The organism is Lentzea sp. NPDC005914, from assembly GCF_040629405.1.
Taxonomy (GTDB): Bacteria; Actinomycetota; Actinomycetes; order Mycobacteriales; family Pseudonocardiaceae; genus Lentzea.
The window spans coordinates 51688-72196 of sequence record NZ_JBEXVQ010000029.1; the positions used below are offsets into that span (position 1 = coordinate 51688).

Consider the following 20509-nt stretch of genomic DNA (forward strand, 5'->3'; position numbering starts at 1 on the left):
ATACCTTGAGCTTCATGGACGAGTTCAGGCTGTCCGTCAACGCGACGAACGAGCTTTCGCCGACAGCGTCCGATGCGATCGAGGGCGCGCACGGAAAGCTCAAGCCGCCTGCGGACACCAAGCCCGAGTACACAGTGCACCTGGGCAAGGCCAAGGGCGTCATCGTCGGTGACAACGCACGCCAGTGGAACACGTTCTGGGAGCTGCCGAAGAACGTCCGCAGGCTGCTGATCGTGCTGCTCGTCGCCATTCTGGTCGCGGGCACCGGGTTCGTCGTGTTCCGCTGGGTTATCCCGATGTTCGCGCCCATCTACAAGACGACGTTCCTGATCGATGCGGCCGAGGGTGACCTTGCGAGCGTCACAGGCGCGTTGACCACCGTCGTCGGCAACTCGGGCGAGCACGACTCCCAGTCGCTGCGCAGTTTCGGCGGCGAGTGCGGCACCGACGAGAACACCACGCAGCTCGTCGGGTTCGGCACCGGCAACCGGCAGGAGATCGCCGACGCGGCGAAGTCCGTGCGCCAGGGCACGAAAGCCACGCTGCAGCGCGGAATCGTCGAGGCGGTCAACGACTTCACCCCGCCGCTGTCGCTGAAAGCCAAGCAGGTCAACCGAATCATCGTCGTCACCAGGCACGGCAAGGACGCCTGCGACCCGGACGACGAGTTCGTCCAGGCCCAGATCCGGGACCGGGTCGCGGCCGCCGGGCTGACCATCGAGTTCCGGTTCATCGGCTACCAGGTCCGCGACGAGGACGACGAACGCCTGAACGAGCTGACCAGGCAGCTCAAGACGCAGGAACCGACGTACACGAGCACGCCGGAAGACCTGAAGCGCGTGCTCGCCTGGTTCACCACCATCGAGCCGGTGTTGCGGTCCTCGCAGTCGGTCGTGAACGTGCTGAACCCGACCGTCGACAAGCTGAACTCCGCGACCGAGGCCCTGAAGAGCGGCCGGTTCGACCTCGCGGACAGCGCGCTGGCCGAGGCCAGGGCCGCCGTCGTCGACATCGAGATCAAAGACCTCGACGGCCGCACCACCTCGGACGAGGCAGTTCGGTTGCGGGACAGGGCAGTCAGGCTGCGGACGCTCCAGGCGGCGGTGATCGAGGCCGCCGACACGCTGGCCGACCAAGCCCGTTCGGGACGGAACCTGACGGAGCCGCTCGCCGTCTACACCAAGGCCGCCAACGCGTACAACGCCGAGGCGCGGGAGATGACGGAAGCGCTGACCTCGTTGCGCGCGAAAAGCCCTGGGGGAACGGGATGAAACGCTGGATGCTGGTGGCGGCCGCGGTCGTCGTGCTGCTGGGGCTGGTCACCGGTGGCCTGTGGGTGTTCCTGCCGCCCGACCACCGCACCACGTTCCTCGTCGACGCCTCCGAGTCATCTGATTTCCGCGAGGTGGCCGACGCGGTCGGCTCCGCGGCGTCGAACATGTCCGGCGACGACTCGCTGGCGCTGCGCCGGTTCGGTGGCTCGTGCGACTCCGCGAACACCTCGGAGCTCGTCTCCCCCGGCACCGGTCAGGCCGCGAAGATCGCCGACGCGGCCCGGTCGATCACCCCGAGCGGCAAGGCAACGCTGCTCAGCGGGATTCTCGCCGCGATCGACGACTTCGCGCGCACCTATCCGTTCCGCGGCGACAAGACGAACCGCGTGGTGGTGGTCGCGCGCGGTGAAGCCGACGCGTGCGGCAAGAGCGCTGACGAGGTCCGCGCGATCATCAAGGAGCACACGCTGCGAGCCGGCGTGAAGCTCGACTTCCGGTTCGTCGGCCACCGGCTGACCCCGGAGCAGGCCAAGGCGCTCACCGAGATCGCGGCCGCGGCAGACGCTCAGCAGCCACGCCTGACCAAGACCTCCGACGAGCTCGTCACCACGATGAAGGAGGTCTCCGTCCCCGCCGACCTGGTGGCGAAGGAGATCAAGACCTCGTCGTGCGACTCGGCGACCCCCGAAGCGCTCGCGGCGGCGCACAAGCTGGAGACCGACAGGATTCGGTACTTCGACGTGAAGTGCCAGCAGGACCGATATGTCCTCGCGCTGGCGAACACGGAGCCCAAGCTGTCCGACGACCTGATCATCGTCTTCGAGTACAAGAGCGACGCGTGGCGGTACGTCGTCTCGGGGACCGACCTGCCGTGCGGCGACGTGCCGAAGGACGTGTGGAAGGCGTGGAACTTCCCGTGCAACTTCGAACCCGTCGTCTGCCGTGACACCCAGGACAGCAAGGTGATCGACCTGGACGGAGCCGGCTGCCCCGCCGCCCTCGACATCGCGGACCGCTACAAGGCGGCGATCGAGGCCGGGCAGGCAGAAGGTCAGGGCCTGTTCTGGCAGTCCGGCGACTGGTCCTGCTCATGGCCGTACGAGAACGGTTATGCGCACTCGCAGGTGCCGCAGAAGTGCGTGCGCACGACCGACAAACTGGTCGTGCAGCTCGGTGACTACCAGCGGTAAGAGATCAGGATTCGCTGGCCGCGCGGTCCGCGAGAACCTGCTTCAGGCCCTTGAGGCCGCCGCGCATCATCAGGTCGTGGTTGCCGCGGAAGAACGGCTTGGCGATCAGCACGAGCCGCCGCAGCAGGGCCTTGTTGACCACGACCTCCTGGTCGAACACGAGGTCGGTTCCGCCGTCGCGGCCGATGATCTCCCAGCTGGCGAAACCCTCGAGGTCGCCGGACAGCGTCGCGCGCAACAGGCCGGCCTGCTGGTTGTCGATGCTGTGCCGCACCTGCACGATGATGTCGAACGGCAGGAACGACCGGCACCTGAGCACGCCGGCCTCGTCGTCGATCCTGGTCGCCGACCGCACCTCGGGCCACCACTGCGGGTAGTTCGCGATGTCGGACAGCACGTCGTACACGGCTGCCGGAGACGCGCAGACGTGCCACGTGCTGCGGAACCGGTAGCGGTTGAGTGACACGGGCGACATCATCCCGGATAGCTCGTTCAGGTGACAGCTTCTCGACACATCTCACAGCACCGGGAATTCTTCACGGCCTGTCATACGGCTCCAGTGAGACTTGAGCGTCTCACTAGGCCGCACGAGTTGACTGTCGCTACCGATCGAGGAGCCGAGGGAGCCGTTCGAGGGTTCGCAACCAGCCCACGGCCGCGACGCGGCGGAGTGCCTGCTCCGACGAGTCGAGCACCTCTACGAGGTTGATGGGGTATGCCACGGGCTCGCCGCGCGACGCCTGCAGAGCGCGCTCGCGGTGGGCCAGGGCGTCGAGTGGAATCATCACCCTGCCGCTGACACCTCCTCGTTTTCGAGCACCTGCAGCAAGAACTGCCCCGTGTAGCTCTTCTCGACCTCGGAGATCTGCTCGGGCGTGCCCTCTGCTACGACCATACCGCCGCCGGAGCCCCCTTCGGGACCCATGTCGACGACCCAGTCGGACGTCTTGATGACGTCGAGGTTGTGCTCGATGACGATGACGGTGTTCCCCTTGTCCACCAAGCCGTTGATCACGCCCAGCAGCTTGCGGATGTCCTCGAAGTGCAGACCCGTCGTGGGCTCGTCGAGGATGTAGACCGTCTTGCCCGTCGACCGCTTCTGCAGCTCCGACGCGAGCTTCACACGTTGCGCCTCACCACCGGACAGCGTCGGCGCCGGCTGACCCAGCCGCACGTAGCCGAGACCGACCTCGACCAGCGTCTTCAGGTGGCGGTAGATGGCGTTGATCGGCTCGAAGAACGTCGCGGCCTCCTCGATCGGCATGTCGAGGATCTCGGAGATCGTCTTGCCCTTGTAGTGCACTTCCAGGGTCTCGCGGTTGTACCGCGCGCCCTTGCACACCTCGCAGGGCACATAGACGTCCGGGAGGAAGTTCATCTCGATCTTGATGGTGCCGTCGCCCGCGCACGCCTCGCAGCGGCCGCCCTTGACGTTGAACGAGAAGCGCCCCGGCTGGTAGCCGCGGACCTTCGCCTCGGTCGTCGCCGCGAACAGCTTGCGGACGTGGTCGAACACGCCGGTGTAGGTGGCCGGGTTCGACCGCGGGGTGCGGCCGATCGGCGACTGGTCGACGCGCACCAGCTTGTCGACCTCGCCCAGGCCGTTGATGCGGGTGTGGCGGCCGGGCACCTGGCGCGCGCCGTTGAGCTTGTTCGCGAGCACGGTGGCCAGGATGTCGTTGACCAGCGTCGACTTGCCCGAACCGGACACGCCGGTGACCGACGTGAGCGTGCCGAGCGGGAACGACACGTCGATGCCGCGCAGGTTGTGTTCGCGGGCGCCGACGACCGTCAGCTGGCGCTTCTTGTCGATCTTGCGGCGCTTGGCGGGCATCGGGATCGACTTGCGCCCCGACAGGTACGCGCCGGTGATCGACTCCTTGTTCGTCAGCAGCTTCTTGTACGGGCCGCTGTGCACGACCTTGCCGCCGTGCTCACCGGCGCCGGGGCCGATGTCGACGACCCAGTCCGACGTGCGGATGGTGTCCTCGTCGTGTTCGACGACGATCAGCGTGTTGCCGAGGTCGCGCAGCCTGGTCAGCGTCTCGATCAACCGGTGGTTGTCGCGCTGGTGCAGGCCGATCGACGGCTCGTCCAGCACGTACAGCACGCCGACGAGACCGCTGCCGATCTGCGTGGCGAGCCGGATGCGCTGCGCCTCACCGCCGGACAGCGTGCCGGACGCTCGGTCCAGCGACAGGTAGTCGAGCCCCACGTCGAGCAGGAAGTGCAGGCGGGCCTGGATCTCCTTGAGCACCGCGCCCGCGATCATCGACTCGCGCTTGCCGAGCTTGAGGCCGTCGAGGAAGTCCGAGCACTCCGCGACGCTCATGTTGCAGACCTCGGCGATGGACTTGTCGCCCTTTTTGCCGTGGTGCAGCGTGACGGCGAGGATCTCGGGCTTCAGCCGGGTGCCGGCACACGCGGGGCACGGGACCTCGCGCATGTAGCCCTCGTACTTCTCCCGCATGTACTCGGACTCGGTCTGCTCCTGACGCCGCTCGAGGAACGGGATCACGCCCTCGTAGTTGGCGTAGTAGGAGCGCTCACGGCCGTAGCGGTTCTTGTACCGGACGTGCACCTGCTCGTCGATGCCGTGCAGGATCGCCTTCTGCACCTTGGCGGGCAGCAGCCGCCACTGCTGGTCCATGCGGAAGCCGATGGTCTCGCCGAGCGACTGCAGCAGGCGCGTGAAGTACTCCGCGGTCTGCCCGCCGGCCCACGGTGCGATGGCGCCCTCTTCGAGCGTCATCTCGTCGTCCGGGACCACGAGCTCCGGGTCGACCTCCTTGCGCACGCCGATGCCCGTGCAGACCACGCACGCGCCGTACGGCGAGTTGAAGGAGAACGACCGCGGCTCCAGGTCCTCGATCGCGAGCGGGTGGCCGTTGGGGCACGCCAGGTTCTCCGAGAAGCCCCTGATCCGCTTCGGGTCCGTCTCCGGCAGGTCGACGAACTCGAGCTCGACCAGGCCGTCGGCCAGCCGCAGCGCCGTCTCCACCGAGTCCGTGAGGCGCTGCTTGGACGACGCCTTGACGCTCAGGCGGTCGATGACGACCGCGATGTGGTGCTTCTCCTGCTTCTTGAGCTTGGGCACCTCGGCGAGCGCGTAGACGACGCCGTCGACCTTCGCGCGCGAGTAGCCCTGGCCCTGCAGGTTCTGGAATAGGTCGACGTACTCGCCCTTGCGGCCGCGGATGACCGGCGCGAGCACCTGGAACTTGGTGCCCTGCTCCATCGCGAGCACCTGGTCGACGATCTCCTGCGGCGTCTGCTTGCCGATCGGCTCACCGCACTGCGGGCAGTGCGGCTTGCCGGCGCGCGCGTAGAGCAGGCGCAGGTAGTCGTAGACCTCGGTGATCGTGCCGACGGTCGACCGCGGGTTGCGGCTGGTCGACTTCTGGTCGATCGACACCGCGGGCGAGAGGCCCTCGATGAAGTCGACGTCGGGCTTGTCCATCTGCCCGAGGAACTGGCGCGCGTACGCCGAGAGCGACTCGACGTAGCGGCGCTGTCCCTCGGCGAAGATCGTGTCGAACGCGAGGCTCGACTTGCCGGAGCCGGACAGCCCCGTGAAGACGATCAGGCTGTCCCGCGGCAGGTCGATATCCACGCCGCGCAGGTTGTGCTCGCGGGCGCCGCGAACAACAAGACGGTCTGCCACTGGGGTCCCTTCGGCTGCGGTTGGCGGGTCACTCACGCCACACTCTTCCGAACAAGCGTTCGAAGCGTACTAGCATCTTTTCAGAGGCTGCGACCGACCCGCCGACCATGCTAGGACGCGCCCCTGACAAAAACGGTTCGGGCCGCTATCGCATTCCCCTGAGCAGGCTTTACTCATAGTCTGGTCACTTCGATCAGAGCCTCAACGTCGGGGAGAGGCAGCACACATGACCTACACGCCGTCCACGCAGCACACCTCCGTACCCGCACCGCGCGGAGTGCCGGACCGGCACATCAACGCGGTGCGTCAGGCGACGGACGTGCTGTACGAGGTCGTCGAGGAGCTGGACCAGACCGCGATCCGCGGTCAGAGCCTGCTCCCCGGATGGACCCGCGGACACGTCATCACCCACCTCGCGCGCAACGCGGACGCGCTGGTGAACTTGCTCACCTGGGCGCGAACCGGGGTCGAGCACCAGGCCTACGCGTCGCGAGCCGATCGCGACGCCGACATCGAGGAGGGTGCGCGCCGCATCCTGCAGGTGATCAAGGCGGACCTGGACTCCGCGTGCGTCCGGTTCGAGAACGCCTGCCGTGAGCTGCCGGCGCACTCGTGGCGCGCGGAGGTCAGCTCCCCCAAGGGCGAGCCGATCCCGGCGTCGAAGGTGCCGCTGTTCCGGCTGCGCGAGGTGTGGATCCACCTCATCGACCTGAACCACGGCGTCGGGTTCGAGGACCTGCCCGCCGAGTTCGTGGAGGAGTTCCTCGACGACACCGTCAAGCAGTTCGAGGGCAGGGTCGACCCGTTCGGCATCGAGGTCACGCTGCCCGACGGCACTCAGCGCATCTGGACGGTCAGCGGCCCGGCGAACCGCAGCTCGGTCAGCGGGTCCGCCAGCGCCGCCCTCGGGTGGCTGACCGGGAGGACCGACGGCTCCGGCCTGCGCGGTGAGCTGCCGGAGCTGCCCGACTGGATCTGAGTCAGCAACCGGTACGCGGGCCGTTCGACGAACTTCGTCATCAGCCAGCCGAGCACCAGTGCCGAGGTGACGAACCCGGCGAGCAGCCACCAGGACCGCAGCCCAACGGCGTGCATGCGGTCCATCACCACGGTGCCGATCTGCTCGTGGACGAGGTACATCCCGTACGAGATGCCGGCGAGCCACGTGACGGGCTTGGCGATCGGGCTGAAGAACACCCAATCGGGTCCAGCGGCCGCAGCGCACACCAGGAGTAGCAGAACAGCGAAGCCGAGCGTCGAACCGTACTCGGTCGTGTGAATCGCTTGAGCGATGAGAGTCGCCACGAGGAGCGCGGCCAAGTGCGGGGTGCTCATCCGGTGCTTGTGCCACAGCCAGATCGCGATACCGGCGGCGAACAGCTGCGCCCGGTGCAGCGCGAACCCGTTGTAGAGCGTGAACAGCGTGTGCGAGTGGTCCAGCAACGGACGCAGCAGCAACGGCGTGACGATGAGCGCCCACAGGAAGAACCGGAGCTTCGTGCCCCGCAAGTGCTTCACGAGCACGGCACCGGCGACGAACGCCGCGATCTGCACCGGCACGGTCCAGTAGGCGAAGTCGACGATGTCGACGTCCGGGAACCACTGGTTGACCAGCAGCAGGTTGTAGACGACGTCTCTGCCGTCGAGCTGGCTCCACCCCTCCGGCGCGATCCACCGCTGCACCGCATATGTCAGCAACACGGCCACCATGTACGCCGGCAACAGGCGCGCGAGTCTTCTCCACAGGAACTGCCCCGGCCTGCCGCTGTCGAGCGAGGCGCACGCGAAGAAGGCCGAGACGACCATCAGCGTGCTGGCGCCCATCGACATCGGGAACGTGAACGGCAGCGGCCCGAGATCGGGATGGCTGCTGACGCTCGTGAGCGTGGCGTGGTGGAGCAGCACGCACGCGATGGCGACGACCCGGAGGACGTCCCAGCTGACCCTGCGGGCCGTCCTGGGCTTCGTTCGTTGCTCTGGAATCACGAGAGGCGGGGACCTGTTCGTTGGTGCGTTCGGCGTACTCGGAGGTCGAAGCTTGATCCTTACTTACCCTATGAGTGAGACCTGTATGCAACCTGAAGGTGTGCGTCCCGCCGCATCGAGCGACTACCGTCAGCCACCGTGGACGTACTAGAGAACTACACCGGTCACGTCGATCCAGGCGGCCCCGCCAGCACCAGGACCCTCGACGCGCTGACCATCACGAAGATCTCCGTCGGACCGATGGACAACAACGCCTACCTGCTCGTTTGCCGGTCCACCAACGAGGCGTTGCTCATCGACGCGGCCAACGACTACGAGCGCCTGTCCGACCTGTTCGGCCACATCCCGTCACGGCCACGCCTGCGCACGATCGTGACGACCCACCAGCACGCCGATCACTGGCAGGCACTCGGAGCCCTGGCCGGCGCCCACGGCTCGAACACCGTCGCGCACGAACTGGACGCCGCCGTCCTCCCCGTCCCACCGGACGTCCTGGTGGACCACGGCGACACCATCAACGTGGGCGAAGTCCCGTTGTCGATCATCCACCTGCGCGGCCACACACCGGGCTCGATCGCCGTCGTCTACGACGACCCGAACGGCCACCCGCACCTCTTCACCGGAGATTCACTCTTTCCGGGGGGTGTGGGGAAGACCACGTCGGCCGACAACTTCGCCTCGCTGATCAACGACGTGGAGGACCGCCTGTTCGCCGTCCTGCCCGACGACACCTGGTTCTACCCGGGCCACGGCGACGACTCGACCCTGGGCAAGGAACGCCCCTCGCTCGCGGAGTGGCGCGCCCGAGGCTGGTGAGCCTCGCGGAGCAACGCACTGCGGCTGGTGACCCACCGCAGTGCGTCTTCGTGCCTGGCCGGAGTCGAGAGCCGCGCTGAGTTCACTCGTCCAGCGGGCCACAAGCGGGTTCGCGACCACGCATGATCGAAGTCGTCGAGCCGGCCCCCTGCGAAGGGACGTGGCGATGTCGTTCAGGCCGTTGGTCGTGGTCAAGAGCAAGATGGGCGAGTTCGAAGCTCTCCGCCACCTCATCGATCGAGGCGTCGCCACACCGAGGCTCCTCGTCGAACTGCTCGATTCCATCCGGCGGGAAGGCCGTGGGCAACTCCTGCAGGCGCTGGTCAAGGTCGCGACGCAGATGGCGGCCCGGCACCAACCGATGTGGATCGACAGCCATCTGCTGAGTCCCTCGGCGTCGCTCGCCCGGCATCCCGGCGGCGCGTTCGAACACCTCGACAACCGCATCGAGTCGGCGCTGCTCGACGAGCACGGACTGCTGGCCCCGGACGTACCGGCCTTCATCCCGGTGGTCGCCGCCTCCGCCGCGGACGATGAGCTCAGAGCAGTCGCACTGCTCCAAGAGCACCGGCCGCGACCGGTCGTGATCAGATTTCGCGATCTCGGCGTGTCCGCGCGCGAGCTCGACGACGGCATCCGGCGTGTCATCCGCGGCACACGAGCCGACAAGAACCTCTCGCACGCCATCGTCGACCTGGGTTTCGTGGAAACCGTCCAGCCACGACAGGTGAGGGCGGCGGTGTCGCTCGCCCAAGTCGTGCTCGACCGGCTCGCCCCGCAGTCGATCACACTGCTGGCCGGCTCGATTCCGGCGACCAGACACGGATTCGCGACCACCGTGCGGGATCGGCCCGAGGTCCCGCTGTGGCTCGAGGTCGCACAGGGCGTCAACGGAGCAGAGATCAACTACGGCGACTACGGCGTCGTCCACCCCCACCCGCCGAAAGCAGGCACTCCTGGGCCTCGCACCGTGTACCCGTACCTGTACTACACCGTGCCGAACAGTGTGATCGCGATGCGGAGACAACCCGCGAAAGAGTTCGGCAAAGTGGCACCAGGTGCTGCGGGCAAGGCGTTCGGTGAACTGGCCGATGAACTCGTGGCGCGACCGGAGTTCGCCGGAAGCGACTTCTCGTGGGGAGACGGTGAACTGGCGAGATGCCGAAGTGGCCGCCACCGAGCCGCGAGCGTGTCCCGCTGGGTCGCTTACGCCACCTCACACCACCTGGAACACGTGGCACAACGAGGGACATCCGGGCTGTGAAACCCCGCTCCGCGCCTGCTTTGGTTCATCTGGGTGGTTCCCGCTCATAACGTCACGGGCCGATGCCTGGTGGGAACAGGATGCCGGGCACCTCTCGCATCGAGTCAGAGGAGTGCGATGTGCCGGAGTTCCGTACACGCCCCGACGGCACGCGATATCCGATCACCCCGAAGGGCAAGGCGGCCGGCACGGTTGTCGCAGGCGCCGTCGTGGCCGGTCTGCTGACCGCCGCGGGTGGTGGTACCGCCACCGAGTCGGTCGGCGTCGCGTTCGACTCGGCCGCGGAGCAGAACGCCAAGTCGGGCAACGAGGACAACCCGCGCAAGAAGGATCGCGCCAAGATGTGGCAACGCAAGGCGCTGCGGGAGATCAAGGAGACCGTCAAACACGACCTCCGCTGCGCCGTGCAGTCGTACGGCCAGGTTCAGCAGTTCTTCCTGCGGAGCCCGTGCGACTCCCTCGACCAGATGTTGTTCGCGCTCGGTGACGCGCAGGGCAACGTCATCGCCGTGTCGGTGATGTGGGTGAAGATGCCTTCAGACGGCGAGGCCGGTGAGTTGAAGAAGCTGGAAGACACTTACGGAACCGGCGACGTGACGCCTTTCGCCACCGAGGCGCTGCAGCTGGGCGGGATCAAGTTCACCGGCCGGTACTACGCGTCCCGGTCCAACGGATCCATGGTCGTCATCGCCGAATCCGAAGCGGTGCAAGGCCAGGCGACCACGACGCTGCTGAAGGACGTGGCCAACATCGCGGTGGTGCTTCCACGTCCTTGATCAACGAGAGGTCGCAGCTGGTGATCGCCCCCGGTTGAAGTCGAGCAGGGCGATCGCCGTGAGTGCCACCGCGGCGACGCCCAGCAGCGTGGCCCACAGCGAGATGTAGTCGCCTTCCGGCAGTTCGTGCGGGACCTTGTCGTAGGCGAGGAACAGCTGGACCACCGCGCGAAAGCCCAGAGCGAACGCGAGCAGCAACGGGCCGATCGCCACGGGCAGCGCGTGCAGCTTCGTGACGGCATTGGCCGCGGTGGCGGCGGACGACGTCACCGCGGCCACCGCCAGCGCGATGATCAGCGATCCCAGGCCGCCCTGGACCGTGTCGTCGTAGCGGCCGGTGACCTCCACGGACGTCCACATCACGACGGCGAGCACCGTGCAGGCCACCGCGGCCACGACCGCCGACCGGCCCAGGTGCGCGCCGAGGATGCCGATGCCCAGCCCGATGACCGCGGCCGATCCGTAGGTCGTGAGCTGACTGCCGGCGAAGTAGATACCGATGTTGGCCGGCGCGGACACGGCGAACAGCACGAAGCCCGCCATCGCCGTCTTGAGCAACGCGCCCCTGCCCAGCACGAGGGTCAGTCCGGCGGTGCAGAGCACCAGCACCGTTCCCGCGATGACCGCTGCTGGCAGCGGGGGCAGCGTGATCAGGTTGCCGACCGCGATCAGCACGATCGGCAGGAACGCCGCCGCCGTCCCCACCACCGCCGCGCGCCGTGACATCGGTTCGGACTGCGGTGTCCTGCCCGTGCGCACCCCGTACACCGCCAGAACTCCGCCGACGACCGCGAGCAGGGCCAACGCGAGATCGAGGCCCGCAGGATGAAACGCCTGGTTGTCCAGCCAGTCGAGGCCGCGGAACAGCGTGGCCAGCACCTGGGCCCCGACCACCAGCGCGGCCAGCGCGGCGTCCTGGGCCGCGGCCAGCGCGCCGATGACGATCAGCACCGTCCCGGCGACACCGATGGACGTGATGATGCCCGTGGCTCCCGGCCGGTAGATCACGAAATGCGCCTGCGCCTCGATCACCGGGGCGAGCACGGCGACCGCGCCCACGGTGAGCAGCCACTGCCAGTGCCTGGTGAGCCACACCCCGGCGACCACGGCCAGCGCCGGCAACCCCAACGACGCGAAGGAGTACTTGCTGAGCCCGAAATACGTGCTGCGGGTCGACAGGAGGTCGTAGTCGCTGACGACGAACAAGGCGATCAACGCCAGCGCGACCGGCCCCCAGAGCCAGCCGGCGTGACGACGGGTGTTCTGCACGTCGCGGAACGTAGCCCAGGGGACGGGCCGAGTTGGGTCAGTTGAGCACATCCAGCAGGTCCAGGTACCCGGTCGTCGTGCGCCACAGGGCATCCGAGTGCGGCGTGAGCTTGCCGGCGCCCCAACGGCGGTCGGTGTACTCCTGGTTGGCGCGGCGCAACCCCTTCAGGCTCACCTCCAGCTCGTCCTCAACCCGCTTCTTCAGCTCTTCCGGCGTCGGCGCCGGGGGCCTGACCAGCTCAGCCGTGCCGTCGCTGACCGCCACCAGCACTTCCTCGTTGATCCCGTCCGCCGCGCTCCAGATCAACGCCGGCCGCTCGATCCGGTGGTTCCACACCGGCGCGTCCTTGGACCGCCACAGCGCGTCGAACGGGTTGCGCGACAACCGTGTCGAGTTCGCCCAATGCTCCGCACCGAGCGGCTCGGTGCGCCACGGCACCTCGTCCACCGGCAGGTCCGTGACCAGCGCGACCTCGATGATCTCAAGATCTTTCGGCACGTCCAGCAGCTCGCCGAACACCCACAGCTCGACCACCTGGAACCGGAAGAACGAGCCCGGCAGCTCGCCGCACTTCTCAGCGAGCTCAGTCAGGTGGTGCACAGCGCGTGTCCATTTCACGGGTGGATCATGCCTGATGTGCTCCTTGAAGCCCTGGCCCGGCTGAACCGCGTGGAACCAGTGCTCTGCGCCTTCCACGAGGTCTTCCGCTCGTTCACCCCCGTCGACCCGTCCCTGCCGCTTGCCGGCATGCCCATCGCGGTGAAGCGGGGCGAACGCCACAGCCACCGGGAAGCCTTGATGGCACTCGGATGCGTCCCCATCGGGCTCACCACCACGCCCGATGGCACCACCCGGTGGCAGACGTGGGGCCGCAACTCTCGTGGCGTCACACGCAACCCGTGGAACCTCGACCGCACCCCAGGTGGCTCCTCGGCGGGGTCCGCGGTGGCCGTGGCCGCGGGGATCGTGCCGCTGGCCACGGGCGTCGACGGGGCGGGTTCGATCCGCATCCCTGCCGCGTGGTGCGGTGTGCTCGGCCTCAAGACCACGTCGTCGGAGCGTGCCGCGGTCGGCGTCTTCACCCGTGATCCGGATCTGCTCGCGATCTACACGGGCACGACGGACGTCAGCTCTCCCACCGCGGTCTGGTCACCTGACCTCGGTTTCGCCGCTGTGGATTCCGAACAGATCGAGATCGCCTGGCGCGCGGCATCGGCGCTGCGTCCACAGGTCCTCGACCTCACGCTGCCAGATCCCGCCGAGGACTGGTTCGCGAACCGCTGCGGCCCGAACCCGTTGCTGGACGAGCTCTTCGAGACCACCGACCTGCTGCTCACCCCGACGACGCCCGGCCCGCCGCACGGCCACGACGGCCCGGGCTCGCGCATCAACACGTCGCTGACCTGGACGTTCAACCTCAGCGGCCACCCGGCCATCAGCATCCCGGCAGGCTTCGACTGCGAAGGCCTGCCGGTCGGCCTCCAAGCCGTCGCCCGCCACGGCAGGGAGGCGGACCTGATCGCCGCCGCCCATGCCGTGTTGACCTCCAGCGCGGTGGAGGTTGCACCCTGGCCGCCATGAACCTCGTGGTGCGCGCCGAACAACAGTCCCTGTGGCTCTGCTTCGAGCCGTGGGCCAACGAGTACACGCTGTTGCCGGGCTCGGCGGTCGTGGTGCGGTTCGGCGATGAGGCGGCGGTGGAGATCGTGCACCACCGCGACGGCATGACCTTCTTCAGTCTCGGCCCACATCCCGACCTCTATGACGAGGACGGGGAGGCCGTCGAGATCTACAGCGAGTACATGCCGGAGTTCCCGGCCGACCTGCCGATCGCGGCGTTGAAGCACATCATCGAGGTCATTCCGCCGATCCGCAGCGAGCCGGACCGGCTGAACTAGGCAGCGACCGCGCGCAGCGACCGCAATGCCGAGGCCCACGCCACCAGTTCGTCGAGCATGGCGTTGAGCTCCTCGTTCTGTTGCAGTCCCTCCTGCAGTGCGCCACGCCCCAACGCGACCTGAGTGCGCACCGTCGCCACCTTCAGTTCCGCGAGCACCAGCCGCAGTTGCTCGACCGCACGCAGACCTCCACCACCACCGAGGCCCACGAACCCGGCGGCCTTGTCGTTCCACTCCGCGTACAGGTAGTCCAAAGCGTTCTTCAGCACGGCGGGGAACGAGTGGTTGTACTCGGGCGTGATGAACACGAACCCGTCGAAAGAAGCGACGACCGACGCCCAGGCTCGTGTGTGTGCGTGGGCGTACTCGCCGAAGATCGCCGGCACGGGCTCGTCGAGCATCGGCAACCCGACTTCCGCGAGGTCGATGAGCTCGAACGACGCGTCGGTGCGCGCGTTGGCGACGTTCACGACCCACTGCGCCACTGTCTCGGAACGACGGCCAGGACGCGTGCTCCCCAAGATCACTGCGATTCGCATGGCGACCAAAGTACAACGCTCGTGGTACTTAGTGCAACGAGCGTTGTATTACGATCGAACCCATGCGACCGGACAAGCGGCAGGCGATCCTGCGCGGGGCGTTGAGCGTGTTCGCCAGGGACGGCTACTCGCGGGCGAGCATCGACGGCATCGCGAAGGAGGCCGAGGTCTCGACGCGCACGCTCTACAACCACTTCGCGGACAAGGCGGAGCTGTTCCGCAGCGTCATCCAGGCCAGCGCCGGCAAGGCCGCGCAGGACCAGCTCGCGATCATCGAGCGGCACTTCCACAAGGTCACCGACCTGGAACAGGACCTGATCGCGTTCGGCAGGGCCATGTGCGCCGAGCACGGGAACGCCGAGCACTTCGCGTTGGTGCGGCAGATCAACGCCGAGCTCGGCCACATCCCGGCCGCGGCGATCGAGGCGTGGCAGGAGACGGGGCCGCGCAAGGTCAGGAAGACCCTCGCGGCCGAGCTCGAGAAGCTCGGCTTCCAGGACCCGGAACGTGCCGCGGTCCATCTGCTGGTGCTCACGATGACGGGCGACCCCACCATCAGAGGCACACGTCCGGATGACGACGACATCGCTGCGGGCGTCCGAGTCTTTCTGCACGGGCACGATGTCGAGAAACGGCGAGAGGCTGCGACATAGGGCTATGCACACCGACACGCGCGTTGACGACTACATCGCCGGGCTACCTGAGTGGCAGCAGGACATCTGTCGCGAGGTCCGCAGGCTCGTCCACGGGGCCGACCCGGACGTCGAGGAGACGATCAAGCGAACGACGCGGCCGTACTTCGTGCTGGACGGCAACATCTGCGCGTTGCTCGGCACCAAGGACCACGTGAACGTGATGCTCTACGACAAGGCGATCGTGCCGGACCCCGAGAACATCATCACGAGCGGCCACGCGAACAAGACCGCGCGCATGATCTCCGTGTACCGCGACCAGCCGATCAACGCGCCGGCGCTCGTCGAGATGTTCCGCCACATCATCGCCGACAACCGCCGCCGGAAGAGTGTCGGACCCCGTCGGTAGCCTCATGACGCATGGAGGTCGAGATCTACACCGACGGCGCCTGCAGCCCCAATCCCGGTCCTGGCGGCTGGGGTGCGGTGCTGCGCTACGGCGAGCATGAGAAGGACATGTACGGCGGTGACATCGGCCCGACGACGAACAACCGCATGGAACTGATGGCGCCCATCGTGGCGTTGGAGAGCCTCACGCGACCGTCCACCGTGAAGCTCTACACGGACAGCACGTACGTCCGGAACGGCATCACCTCCTGGGTCCACGGGTGGAAGACGAACGGCTGGCTCACGAAGGCGCGCGAGCCGGTCAAGAACTCCGACCTGTGGCGTCGCCTCGAGGAAGCCGCGGACAGGCACGAGGTGGAGTGGCACTGGGTCAAGGGCCATGCGGGCCACCCGGAGAACGAGCGCGCGGACCGGCTGGCCGTGCGCGGAGTGGAGGAGGTGACGGGGCGGGAAGCCAAGCAGCCCCAGGCAAAACCGAAGAAAGCGGCCAAACCGAAGCAACCGCGTGAGCTGAGCGGCGAACCGTGCGGCGCGCCCACCAAGAAGGGCACGCCGTGCCCGATCACCGCTGGTGCCAACGGACTGTGTCACGTGCACGATCCGGCGTTGCAGTGCGGCGCCCTCACGAAGAAGGGCGCGCCCTGCACGATCGCGACCGGCGGCGGCCGGTGCGACCACCACCAGGACGCGCTCGAGCTGTTCACGTGACGGCGAGAGAAGCCAGCAACCGCAACGCTTCCTCGGACGGACTGCCCGGCGCGGCCACGTAGGTCACCAGCACCTGGCCCGCGTCCGAGGTCAGCGGTTCCGCGGCGAGCTCGAGCGGTCCGAGCTGCGGGTGGTTCATGCGCTTGAACATGGGCGCTCGTTCGCGCACCGGATGCTCCGCCCACAGCGTGCGGAACAACGGCGACGCCTCGGAGATCTCCTCGACCAGCGCGAGCAGCGCCTGGTCGTCGGGGTGCACGCCGTAGTCCGCCCGCAGGTAGCCGACGTTCTCGCGCGCACAGTCCATCCACCCGGTGAACAGCTCCTGCGCGGCCGGGTCGGTGAACATGTACCGCACCATGTTCGGCTGCTCGCGGAAGTCCGTGACGAGTGCTGCGGCCAACGGGTTCCACGCGAGCACGTCGAGCCGTCGCCCGAGCACCATCGCGGGCACGCCGTGCAGCGCGTCGAGCAACCACCTCAACGCCGGCCGCACCTCCTCCGACGACGCGTCCACCCGATTGGGCCGCGCCAGCCGGTACAGGTGCGTGCGTTCGGCCGCGTCGAGCCCGAGCGCCTGCGCCAGCGCGTCCAGGATCGAGTCGGACGCGTTGGAAGCACGCCCCTGCTCCATGCGCGTGTAGTAGTCGACGCTGATCCCGGCCAGCTGCGCCAGCTCCTCGCGGCGCAGCCCAGGAACGCGCCGCCGCGACGCCCGCTCCGGCGGATCCAGTGCCGCCCGCCGTGCCCGCAGAAACTCCCCCAGCTCGCTCACTGCTCCCATCATGCCGGAATCGCCCCGACCAGTCCGCCGTCCACGACGAAGTCCTGCCCCGTCACGTACCCAGCCCGGTCGGAGAGGAGGAAGGCCACCACGTTCGCGACGTCCTCCGGCTCGCCGAGGCGCCCCATCGCAACCTGCCGGCGAAACGGCTCGTCGTCCTCCACGTTCTCGCGGAACATGTCCGTCGCGATGTACCCGGGACTGACCGTGTTCACCCGAACGTGCGGCAACTCCGCCCCGAGCGTCCGCGCCAGGCTGTGCACCGCCGCCTTGCTCGCCGTGTACAGCGACGCCCCGGCGAACCCGCGATGCACCGTCCACGACGCGTTGATCACCACCGACGCCCCCGGCTTCAACCGGGCCCGCTGCACCGTGAAGTAGACGCCCTTGAAGTTCGTGGCCAGCACCCGGTCCACGTCCTCCTCGGTGACAGATCCGAACGGCGTGAACACCCCGATTCCGGCATTCGCGAAAACCCCGTCGACCTCCCCGACCGCCTCCATCAACGCCTCGACGTCGGACACCTTCGACACGTCCGCGACCACGGTCTCGACGCCGAGCTCCTTGCGCGCCAACGCCAACCGCTCGGCGGACCGTCCACTCACCACGACCCGCGCGCCCTCCTCCACCAGCACCCGCGCCGTCGCCAGCCCGATACCGCTACCGCCACCCGTGATCAGAAAAGTCCTCATGGCCACCACACTCCGGGCTCGGGCATCCGCGAACCAGACCCGCTGTTTCCTGGGTCTGCCGAGACCAGGCTGAACCGCGCGAACCGGCGTAGCGTCCCCGTCATGCTTCCCGAATCCGCCAGGGCAGTGCTGGAGTCCAACGCGCTGGGCCACCTCGTGACGCTGGGCAAGGACGGCGCACCGCAGGTGACCATCGTCTGGGTGGGCCTGGACGGCGACGAGATCGTCTCCGGCCACCTGATGGCGCACCAGAAGGTCCGCAACATCCGCAACGACGGCCGCGTCGTGCTGTCCCTCGAGACCCCCAAGATCAACGAGATGGGCCTGCAGGAGCACCTCGTCGTCTACGGCACCGCGCGCATCACCGAGGGCGGGGCGCCGGAACTGCTCCAACGCCTCGCGCACACCTACCTGGGCCCGGACGTGAAGTTCCCGCCGTTCGACAACCCGCCACCTGGCTTCGTCACGCGCATCAAGGTCGACCGCGTGGCAGGCGTCGGCCCCTGGGCTTCCTAGAGGTGTGGCCCGGAAGGGATGCTGGGGAATTCGCGGTCAGACGGGTGCACCGTGGTGCCCTGCTGAGCGTGAATTGTCTCGCCAACCTTCCGCGACACGTCACGGGTTCGTGCACGTCGTGCCCGACGACAGTCACGTCGCCTACGCCCAGATCCACAACGACCAGACCGCCGCAACCGCGATCCTGCGCCGGGCCGTGGACCGGTTCACCGCCCGCGGCGTCCGGCCGAGGCGGATACCGACCGACAACGGCTCCTGCTGTCGCGGCAAATCCTGGAAAGCCGCATGCGCCGAACTCGGGATTGACCGACCTGTCCGGTCAATGCACCTAGCTGTCGTAGAGGGAGTGGACGGCGGGCTGGCCCGTGTAGTTCGGGCCGGCCTGGTCGTCCGCACCCAGGTAGGTGAACGGCAGCCCCGGCCGCCCCTCGCCCGTCCAGCCGATGCGGCGGTTGCGGTTGTCGTAGCTGAATCCGGCCTCCCGCAAGGCTTTGGTGAGGGTGCGGCCCAACGGGGCGCCGTCGGCGCGGCGCACACTCGCGACGTCGAAGTTCGCCACGAGCCGGCCGCCGGGTGCGAGCCAGGACGCGGCGCGCACCAGCAGGCCCAGTTTGTCGCCCACGTAGTGCAGGCCGTGCACGCACGTCACGAGGTCGACGGGCACGTCCGGCTCCCACTCGTCCACCGGCGCGACGACGAAGCTCAGGCCCGGACGAGCGGGCACGTGATGGTCGACGAGGTCGACGCCGATGATCGTCACGTCCTCCCGCGCCGCCTCCGCCAGTGCCTTGCCGGAGCCGCAGCACAGGTCCACCCACCGCGTGCCCGGCGGAACCTCGAGATCGAGTCCCAGCTCGCGGCGGTAGCTCGCCAGGCCCCGTTCGCGGTTCATGGCGCAGTTCGCCACGACCGACGAGCGCCACAGCTTTTCGTCGTCCAGCAGGCTCACCGCAGCACCTTCGCGAGGCGGGACATGCCGTCGAAGATCTCCGCGGGTGTGTTGGTGGTGAACGACATCCGGAACGTCGCGTGGTCCGGCGTGGTCGCGAAGAAAGGCGCACCCGGCACGAAAGCGACGTCGTGGGACAGCGCGTCCTTCAGCAGCTCAGCGCTGTCCACGTCGCCGGGCAGGCGCAGCCACACGAACATGCCGCCGTCCGGATCGGTCCACGTCGTGCCATCGGGAACGGTGGAGGGCAGAGCCGCGATCATCGCGTCACGGCGTTCCCCGTAAGCCACGCACAGGCGGGTGACGTGGGCGTCGAGATCGTTGTGTGTCAGGTAGGCCGCGGCGGCGGCCTGGTCCACAGTGGACGTGTGCAGGTCGGCGGCCTGCTTCACGATCCCGAAGGTGCGGAGCAGGTCCGCGGGCGCGCGCAGCCAGCCGAGCCGCATGCCGGGAGCGCCGATCTTCGAGAAGCTGCCCAGATAAATGGTTCTGTCGCTGATGGAAGCTAGCGGTGCCACCGCCGAACCCCGGTACCGGAGCTCGCCGTAGGGGTCGTCCTCGACGACCCAGAAGTCGTGCGAAGCGGCCAGCTCGGCGACCTCGGCGCGACGGGAGGCGGACAGCGTGCGGCCCGTCGGGTTCGCGAACGTCGGCACCAGGTACAGCAACGCCGGGCGTTCAGCGGCGATGACGGACCGCAACGAGTCCGGGTCCAGTCCGTCGGCGTCACTGGCGACGGGGACGATGCGCGCGCCCGCCATCTGGAAGCACTGCAGCGCGGCCAAGTACGTGGGTTCTTCCACGGCCACGACGGCGCCCGGTTCGAGCAGGGCGGTGGCCACCAGGCTCAGGGCCTGCTGCGAACCCGTGGTGACCAGGACGTCCGAAGTGGGCAGTCCGCGGCCGGTCAGGCGATGGGACACCAGCGAACGGAGGACCGGATTTCCTTCCGTGGGGGCATATTGCAGCACTGAGCGGTCCCGCAGGGCGAGGTCGTAGGCGGCGCGCAGACCGTCCTGGTCGAACAGTTCGGGGGCGGGAAGTCCACCTGCGAAGGAAATCACCTCGGGACGGGAGGTCAGCGCGAGCAGGTCGCGCACCGGGGAGCTGGCCACGGAGAGGGTGCGGTGCATGAACTTCACG

At 67.9% G+C, this 20509-nt stretch carries 21 protein-coding genes and 3 pseudogenes; 13 read left to right on the forward strand and 11 right to left on the reverse strand.

The annotated features are described in order from the left end of the window. The first annotated feature begins 14 nt into the window (after positions 1-14). Complete coding sequence (locus ABZ345_RS33230) at positions 15-1271, forward strand: VWA domain-containing protein (RefSeq protein WP_359857564.1); 1257 nt, start codon at positions 15-17, stop codon at positions 1269-1271. Further along, on the forward strand, positions 1268-2464 hold the full coding sequence (locus ABZ345_RS33235) for a hypothetical protein (protein WP_359857567.1): 1197 nt from the start codon (positions 1268-1270) through the stop codon (positions 2462-2464). Before ABZ345_RS33230 ends, ABZ345_RS33235 begins: the two co-directional genes overlap by 4 nt. Before the next feature lie 4 nt (positions 2465-2468). Here the strand turns inward: ABZ345_RS33235 and ABZ345_RS33240 are convergent, their stop codons facing one another. The 3 genes from ABZ345_RS33240 to uvrA all read right to left on the reverse strand — a co-directional run bounded on the left by ABZ345_RS33240 (position 2469) and on the right by uvrA (position 6128). Next, entirely contained in the window at positions 2469-2930 is a 462-nt protein-coding gene (locus ABZ345_RS33240; protein ID WP_359857570.1) for an SRPBCC family protein, read from the reverse strand. A gap of 136 nt (positions 2931-3066) precedes the next feature. Next, positions 3067-3252, reverse strand: coding sequence for a hypothetical protein (locus tag ABZ345_RS33245; RefSeq protein WP_359857573.1), 186 nt, complete (start codon positions 3250-3252; stop codon positions 3067-3069). Then, on the reverse strand, positions 3249-6128 hold the full coding sequence (uvrA, locus tag ABZ345_RS33250) for an excinuclease ABC subunit UvrA (protein ID WP_359857575.1): 2880 nt from the start codon (positions 6126-6128) through the stop codon (positions 3249-3251). The genes ABZ345_RS33245 and uvrA overlap by 4 nt, the downstream gene beginning before the upstream one ends. A gap of 226 nt (positions 6129-6354) precedes the next feature. On the opposite strand from uvrA, the gene ABZ345_RS33255 reads away from it, so the two are divergent. After that, the gene (locus ABZ345_RS33255) at positions 6355-7107 is read left to right on the forward strand and encodes a maleylpyruvate isomerase family mycothiol-dependent enzyme (protein WP_359857578.1); all 753 of its coding nucleotides are present in this window, start codon (positions 6355-6357) and stop codon (positions 7105-7107) included. 47 nt (positions 7108-7154) lie between these two features. Here the strand turns inward: ABZ345_RS33255 and ABZ345_RS33260 are convergent. Beyond that, positions 7155-8114, reverse strand: a pseudogene (locus ABZ345_RS33260) (acyltransferase); the annotation flags it as partial. A 138-nt stretch (positions 8115-8252) separates the two neighbouring features. Here ABZ345_RS33260 and ABZ345_RS33265 point away from each other — a divergent pair. From ABZ345_RS33265 to ABZ345_RS33275, 3 genes are all read left to right on the forward strand, one after another. After that, positions 8253-8930: an MBL fold metallo-hydrolase gene (locus ABZ345_RS33265; RefSeq protein ID WP_359857581.1), complete on the forward strand. Its 678-nt coding sequence runs from the start codon at positions 8253-8255 to the stop codon at positions 8928-8930. A gap of 166 nt (positions 8931-9096) precedes the next feature. Then, complete coding sequence (locus tag ABZ345_RS33270) at positions 9097-10194, forward strand: hypothetical protein (protein ID WP_359857583.1); 1098 nt, start codon at positions 9097-9099, stop codon at positions 10192-10194. A 119-nt stretch (positions 10195-10313) separates the two neighbouring features. Continuing rightward, the gene (locus ABZ345_RS33275) at positions 10314-10970 is read left to right on the forward strand and encodes a hypothetical protein (RefSeq protein WP_359857586.1); all 657 of its coding nucleotides are present in this window, start codon (positions 10314-10316) and stop codon (positions 10968-10970) included. On the opposite strand, the gene ABZ345_RS33280 is transcribed toward ABZ345_RS33275, so the two are convergent. Together ABZ345_RS33280 and ABZ345_RS33285 are read right to left on the reverse strand one after the other, a co-directional pair. After that, the gene (locus tag ABZ345_RS33280) at positions 10971-12239 is read right to left on the reverse strand and encodes a hypothetical protein (RefSeq protein WP_359857589.1); all 1269 of its coding nucleotides are present in this window, start codon (positions 12237-12239) and stop codon (positions 10971-10973) included. It lies immediately after the preceding gene. Between the two features lie 37 nt (positions 12240-12276). Beyond that, positions 12277-12858, reverse strand: a complete 582-nt coding sequence (locus ABZ345_RS33285; RefSeq protein WP_359857592.1) for a hypothetical protein — start codon at positions 12856-12858, stop codon at positions 12277-12279. Positions 12859-13035: 177 nt separating this feature from the next. Between ABZ345_RS33285 and ABZ345_RS33290 the strand changes: the two are divergent. The 3 genes and pseudogenes from ABZ345_RS33290 to ABZ345_RS33300 all read left to right on the forward strand — a co-directional run. Then, positions 13036-13290 (forward strand): annotated as a pseudogene (locus ABZ345_RS33290) (amidase family protein); the annotation flags it as partial. 123 nt (positions 13291-13413) lie between these two features. Then, entirely contained in the window at positions 13414-13821 is a 408-nt protein-coding gene (locus ABZ345_RS33295) for an amidase family protein (RefSeq protein WP_359857767.1), read from the forward strand. Further along, positions 13818-14138 carry a hypothetical protein gene (locus tag ABZ345_RS33300; protein ID WP_359857595.1) on the forward strand — a complete coding sequence of 107 codons (321 nt, stop codon included), beginning with the start codon at positions 13818-13820 and terminating at the stop codon, positions 14136-14138. The genes ABZ345_RS33295 and ABZ345_RS33300 overlap by 4 nt, the downstream gene beginning before the upstream one ends. On the opposite strand, the gene ABZ345_RS33305 is transcribed toward ABZ345_RS33300, so the two are convergent. Continuing rightward, positions 14135-14677, reverse strand: coding sequence for an NADPH-dependent FMN reductase (locus ABZ345_RS33305; RefSeq protein ID WP_359857598.1), 543 nt, complete (start codon positions 14675-14677; stop codon positions 14135-14137). The genes ABZ345_RS33300 and ABZ345_RS33305 overlap by 4 nt on opposite strands. A gap of 62 nt (positions 14678-14739) precedes the next feature. Between ABZ345_RS33305 and ABZ345_RS33310 the strand changes: the two genes are divergently transcribed. From ABZ345_RS33310 to rnhA, 3 genes and pseudogenes are all read left to right on the forward strand, one after another. Then, positions 14740-15330 carry a TetR/AcrR family transcriptional regulator gene (locus ABZ345_RS33310; protein ID WP_359857601.1) on the forward strand — a complete coding sequence of 197 codons (591 nt, stop codon included), beginning with the start codon at positions 14740-14742 and terminating at the stop codon, positions 15328-15330. A gap of 4 nt (positions 15331-15334) precedes the next feature. Continuing rightward, positions 15335-15718 (forward strand): DUF1801 domain-containing protein, encoded by a 384-nt coding sequence (locus ABZ345_RS33315; protein WP_359857604.1) that lies wholly within the window; start codon positions 15335-15337, stop codon positions 15716-15718. An 11-nt stretch (positions 15719-15729) separates the two neighbouring features. Further along, a pseudogene (rnhA, locus tag ABZ345_RS33320) lies at positions 15730-16158 on the forward strand (ribonuclease HI); the annotation flags it as partial. A 259-nt stretch (positions 16159-16417) separates the two neighbouring features. Here rnhA and ABZ345_RS33325 read toward each other — a convergent pair. Beyond that, complete coding sequence (locus ABZ345_RS33325; protein ID WP_359857770.1) at positions 16418-17209, reverse strand: helix-turn-helix transcriptional regulator; 792 nt, start codon at positions 17207-17209, stop codon at positions 16418-16420. Continuing rightward, positions 17209-17901, reverse strand: coding sequence for an SDR family oxidoreductase (locus ABZ345_RS33330; RefSeq protein ID WP_359857607.1), 693 nt, complete (start codon positions 17899-17901; stop codon positions 17209-17211). The genes ABZ345_RS33325 and ABZ345_RS33330 overlap by 1 nt, the downstream gene beginning before the upstream one ends. A gap of 102 nt (positions 17902-18003) precedes the next feature. Here ABZ345_RS33330 and ABZ345_RS33335 point away from each other — a divergent pair, with 102 nt between their 5' ends. After that, positions 18004-18417, forward strand: a complete 414-nt coding sequence (locus tag ABZ345_RS33335) for a PPOX class F420-dependent oxidoreductase (protein WP_359857609.1) — start codon at positions 18004-18006, stop codon at positions 18415-18417. A 328-nt stretch (positions 18418-18745) separates the two neighbouring features. Here the strand turns inward: ABZ345_RS33335 and ABZ345_RS33340 are convergent, their stop codons facing one another. Together ABZ345_RS33340 and ABZ345_RS33345 are read right to left on the reverse strand one after the other, a co-directional pair. Continuing rightward, positions 18746-19366, reverse strand: coding sequence for a class I SAM-dependent methyltransferase (locus ABZ345_RS33340; RefSeq protein WP_359857612.1), 621 nt, complete (start codon positions 19364-19366; stop codon positions 18746-18748). Continuing rightward, entirely contained in the window at positions 19363-20499 is a 1137-nt protein-coding gene (locus ABZ345_RS33345) for a PLP-dependent aminotransferase family protein (RefSeq protein ID WP_359857615.1), read from the reverse strand. Before ABZ345_RS33345 ends, ABZ345_RS33340 begins: the two co-directional genes overlap by 4 nt. Positions 20500-20509: the final 10 nt, after the last annotated feature.